The organism is Accumulibacter sp. (genome assembly GCF_031732815.1).
Taxonomy (GTDB): Bacteria; Pseudomonadota; Gammaproteobacteria; order Burkholderiales; family Rhodocyclaceae; genus Accumulibacter.
This window is the reverse complement of the sequence record NZ_JAVMKF010000039.1, coordinates 1-4,884: the sequence shown is the minus strand read 5'-3', so window position 1 is coordinate 4,884 and position 4,884 is coordinate 1. Positions and strand designations below refer to the sequence as shown.

5 protein-coding genes are annotated in these 4,884 nt (G+C 63.4%); 1 reads left to right on the top strand and 4 read right to left on the bottom strand.

Features of this window, described 5'->3' with window-relative positions:
• The coding region (locus RKP46_RS03355) for an SIMPL domain-containing protein (RefSeq protein WP_311105313.1) at positions 1–462 on the top strand (462 nt) is incomplete at its 5' end.
• A 97-nt stretch (positions 463–559) separates the two neighbouring features.
• Here RKP46_RS03355 and ftsB read toward each other — a convergent pair.
• The 4 genes from ftsB to RKP46_RS03335 all read right to left on the bottom strand — a co-directional run bounded on the left by ftsB (position 560) and on the right by RKP46_RS03335 (position 4,833).
• Entirely contained in the window at positions 560–946 is a 387-nt protein-coding gene (gene ftsB / locus RKP46_RS03350; RefSeq protein WP_311105312.1) for a cell division protein FtsB, read from the bottom strand.
• A 62-nt stretch (positions 947–1,008) separates the two neighbouring features.
• Complete coding sequence (gene eno / locus RKP46_RS03345; RefSeq protein WP_311105316.1) at positions 1,009–2,295, bottom strand: phosphopyruvate hydratase; 1,287 nt, start codon at positions 2,293–2,295, stop codon at positions 1,009–1,011.
• 61 nt (positions 2,296–2,356) lie between these two features.
• Complete coding sequence (gene kdsA / locus RKP46_RS03340; RefSeq protein WP_311105311.1) at positions 2,357–3,193, bottom strand: 3-deoxy-8-phosphooctulonate synthase; 837 nt, start codon at positions 3,191–3,193, stop codon at positions 2,357–2,359.
• The gene (locus tag RKP46_RS03335) at positions 3,190–4,833 is read right to left on the bottom strand and encodes a CTP synthase (RefSeq protein ID WP_311105310.1); all 1,644 of its coding nucleotides are present in this window, start codon (positions 4,831–4,833) and stop codon (positions 3,190–3,192) included. The genes kdsA and RKP46_RS03335 overlap by 4 nt, the downstream gene beginning before the upstream one ends.
• Positions 4,834–4,884: the final 51 nt, after the last annotated feature.

Below are 4,884 nucleotides of genomic sequence, written 5' to 3'. Positions count from 1 at the left end.
CGCGCTTACCCCAGCGTGCGCACGCAAAGCGGCATGACGCATACCTATCCGGTGCACGGCAAGGCAAGCAGGATCGAGGGCTGGCGAATGCGTTCGGACCTGGCGCTCGAGTCGGGCGATACGGCAGCGCTTTCCGAACTGCTCGGCAAGCTCCAGGCGACGATGGGCGTCGCCAGCCTGAGCATGCTGCCCGCTCCGCAAACGCGCAAGAAGGCCGAAAACCAGGCGATGGTCGATGCCATCGCCGCCTTTCAGGAGCGCGCCGAGGTGGTCGCTGCCGCCCTCGGCAACAAACACCGGATCAAGAGCCTGACGATCAACAGCAGCGGCCGGCCGCCGATCGCGCCGCTGATGCGCTCGGCGGTGATGATGTCCGCCGAGGCCGCGCCAATGCCGATCGAGGCTGGCGAGACGCAGATCAGCGTGACGATCAGCGGACAGATCGAACTGCTCCCGCGCTAGTCTCGCTCGACCGCCCGGACGCGTGCTCCCCCAAGGGAGCGGGCACCTCGCCCATCGGCTTGGTTGGGAAGCCCCCCAGCGCGAGCGCTGCGATCGCCTACGGCCGGCCGTGCGTTGCGCTCGCCGACCCCGCGCGCGGCTTTTCTACACGCGCCTTTTCTGCCGGGCCAGCGCGTGCCGGCGTGGCGGCTGCGGCTTGCTTGTCGATGACCGGCTTGTCGGGGATTTGAACGAAAACCTCGTCCTGCTTGACCATGCCAAGTTCGAAGCGCGCCCGCTCCTCGATCGCCTCAAAACCCTGCTTGAGGTCGATCACTTCGGCGACAAGGCCGGCATTGCGCGTCTCCAGCCGCTTGTTCGTCTCCTTCTGCTCCTGCAACTGGCGGTCGACCTCGCGCACGCGCAGCCAGCCGCCTTTGCCCAACCACAGCGGGTGCTGCAGCAGCGCAATCAGAACCAGCAAGGCAACCGCAAGCCAGCGCACGGCAAAATCAAGCGGCTGGAGTCAAACTGCGAGGTTCCGCGCCATCAGCCAGTCGCCGTCAGTCAGCGCGACAGGTTGTAGAACGCCTCGCGTCCAGGGTAACCCGCGGTATCGCCGAGGTCCTCCTCGATGCGCAGCAACTGGTTGTACTTGGCAATGCGGTCCGACCGCGAGAGCGAACCGGTCTTGATCTGCAAGGCGTTCATGCCGACCGCGATGTCGGCAATGGTGCTGTCTTCCGTTTCACCGGAGCGATGCGAAATCACCGCGGCATAGGCCGCACGCTTGGCCATCTCAATCGCCGCAAAAGTCTCGGAAAGTGTACCGATCTGATTGATCTTGATCAGTATGGAATTGGCGATACCCTGCTTTATGCCTTCCTTGAAAATGCGGGTGTTGGTGACGAAAACATCGTCGCCGACGATCTGGACGGTCTTGCCGAGGCGATTGGTCAGCAGCTTCCAGCCATCCCAGTCGCCCTCGCTCATGCCGTCCTCGATCGACACGATGGGAAAGCGATCGGCCAGGTTGGCCAGGTAGTCGACCAGCTCGTAGGAATTCAGTTGCAGATTTTCGCCAGCGAGATGGTAACGACCGTCGCGATAGAGTTCGGACGCGGCGCAATCGAGGCCGATCAGCACGTCTTCGCCAGCCGTGTAGCCGGCGTGTTCGATCGAGTGCATGATCAGTTCGAGCGCCTCGGCGTGGCTGCCGAGATTGGGCGCGAAGCCCCCCTCGTCGCCGACTGCCGTCGAAAAACCTTTCTTGTGCAGCAGCTTCTTGAGCGCCTGGAAGATCTCGGCGCCACAGCGCAGTGCCTCGCGAAACGAGGTCTGACTGACCGGCAGGATCATGAACTCCTGAAAATCGAGGCTGTTGTTGGCGTGCTGCCCACCGTTGACGATGTTCATCATCGGCACCGGCATCTGCATCGGTCCCGAACCGCCAAAGTAGCGGTACAAGGGCAGGCCGGACTCCTCGGCAGCGGCTTTGGCGACCGCCATCGAAACCGCCAGCATGGCGTTGGCGCCAAGCCGCGACTTGTTTTCAGTGGCGTCGAGATGGATCAGCGTCTGGTCGATGAACGCCTGCTCCTGCGCGTCAAGGCCGATGATCGCTTCGGAAATCTCGGTATTGACGTTCTCGACCGCCTGCAGGACGCCCTTGCCGAGGTAGCGTGCGGAATCTCCGTCGCGCAGTTCGATCGCCTCACGCGATCCAGTGGACGCACCGGAGGGTACGGCCGCACGACCCATCACGCCGGACTCGAGCAAGACGTCACATTCGACGGTGGGGTTGCCGCGTGAATCCAGAACCTCGCGGGCCACGACATCAACGACAGAGCTCATCATCTTCCCCTTGTCTTCAAAGTGTAAAAGTTCAGCCCACCCGCCACCGGCAAACCGACGGTCAGGCGAGTTCGGCGAAACCGGCGTCCTTGACCAGCCGGTCGAGGGCAACCAGCGTGGTCAACAGGCTCTCCATGCGCTGCAACGGCCAACTGTTCGGCCCGTCGGAAAGCGCCTGCTCCGGTCGTGGATGCGTTTCCATGAAGAGGCCGGCTATCCCGACGGCAACTGCGGCACGCGCCAGGACGGGGACGAATTCGCGCTGCCCGCCTGAAACCGAGCCCTGCCCACCCGGCAACTGTACCGCATGCGTGGCGTCGAAAACGACCGGGCAGGCCGTTTCGCGCATGATCGCCAGACTGCGCATGTCGGCAACGAGGTTGTTGTAACCGAAAGACGCGCCGCGTTCGCAAACCATGATCCGCGCCTCGCTCCCGCCAGCCGCCTGCGCCTTGGCCACGACATTGCGCATGTCGCCCGGCGCCAGAAACTGGCCCTTCTTGATATTCACCGGCCGGCCGGCGGCAGCTACCGCCTCGATGAAGTCCGTCTGGCGGCAGAGAAAGGCCGGCGTCTGCAGCACGTCGACGACCTCGGCGACCGCCCGGATATCTTCCTCGCGGTGCACGTCGGTGAGTACCGGAACACCGATCTGCCGCCGCACCTCGGCCAAGATGCGCAGGCCCTCGTCGAGACCAGGTCCGCGCGGCGAACGCCCGGAAGTCCGGTTGGCCTTGTCATAGGAGGCCTTGAAGACATAAGGCAGGGCAAGCCGGGCGCAGACTTCCTTCAGTTGACCAGCAACCTCCAGACAAAGCTCGAGCGATTCGGCGGTGCACGGGCCGGCAATCAGAAAGAGCGGCTGCTCGAGGCCGACGCTGAAGCCGCCCAGCCTCATCCCCGTTCCCGATGCGCCGCAGCTGCCCGCACGAAAGAGGCAAACAGCGGATGCGCGCGACGTGGCGACGACGTAAACTCGGGATGAAACTGGCAACCGATGAACCACGGATGCGCGTTCGGCCCCGTCTGCGGCAGTTCGACGATCTCGCACAGATCGGTCGCCGCAGCACGGCCCGAGACGATCAGCCCGCTCTCTTCCAGGCAGCCAAGCAGCCTGTTGTTGACTTCATAGCGGTGCCGGTGGCGCTCGGTGATCTGCGCCTGACCGTAGATCGAATGCGCCAGCGAACCTTCACGCAGGATGCACACCTGGCCGCCCAGCCGCATCGTCCCGCCGAGATCGGAAGTTTCGTCGCGGCGTTCGAGACGTCCGGAAGCATCCTGCCATTCGGTGATCAGGCCGACCACCGGATGCGCGGTCGCGGGTTCGAACTCGCTGCTGTGCGCATCGCCCAGGCCGGCCACGTGCCGGGCAAACTCGACGACGGCAAGCTGCATACCCAGACAAATGCCGAGGTACGGAATACGCTTTTCGCGCGCGTGGCCAATCGCCCTGATCTTGCCTTCGGTACCGCGCCGGCCGAATCCGCCCGGAACGAGAATCGCATCCATTCCGTCGAGCACGCCACAGCCGCTCCTCTCGATCTCTTCCGAATCGAGGTAGCTCAGCTTGACCCGGCTGCGCGTCGCGATGCCGGCGTGCACCAGGGCTTCGCTGAGCGACTTGTACGATTCGGTGAGGTCGACGTACTTGCCGACGAAGGCGATGCTCACCTCGCGTTCCGGATGTTCGAGCGCGTACACGATCTCCTTCCAGAGCGTCAGGTCGGCCGCCCTGGCCAGGATGTTCAGCTTGTGGCAGACGATCCCGTCGAGCATCTGGTCATGCAGCATGGCCGGAATCTTGTAGATCGAGTCGGCATCGCGCGCCTCGATCACCGCCTCGCGCTGCACGTTGCAGAAGAGCGCCATCTTCTGCTTGTCGTCTTCGGGAATTGGTCGGTCGGTACGGCAGAGCAGGATGTCGGGCTGAATGCCGATCTCGCGCAACTCCTTGACCGAGTGCTGCGTCGGCTTGGTCTTCAGCTCACCCGAGGTCGGAATGTACGGAACCAGCGTCAGATGCAGATAGCACGCGTTCGTGCGCCCTTCCTGCAGGCCCATCTGGCGGATTGCTTCGAGAAACGGTAGCGACTCGATATCGCCGACCGTTCCGCCGACTTCGACGATGGCCAGATCCGCGCCCTCGGCACCGCGTCGGATTTGCGCCTTGATCTCGTCGGTGATGTGGGGAATCACCTGCACGGTCTTGCCGAGATACTCACCGCGCCGCTCCTTCTTGATCACCGAGTCGTACACCTGCCCGGTCGTGAAGTTGTTGCGCCGCTCCATGCGCACGTTGGTGAACCGTTCGTAATGCCCAAGATCCAGATCGGTCTCGGCACCATCGTGCGTCACGAAGACCTCGCCGTGCTGGAAAGGGCTCATCGTTCCCGGGTCGACGTTGATGTACGGATCGAGCTTGATATTGGTGACGCGGATACCGCGAGACTCGAGAATCGCTCCCAGCGATGCGGCGGCGATGCCCTTGCCCAGGGAGGAAACCACGCCGCCGGTGACAAATACGTACTTGGTCATGGAGATGAATGGAGCGGGAAAACGGAATTGTAGCCGAAAACTCCCGCACCT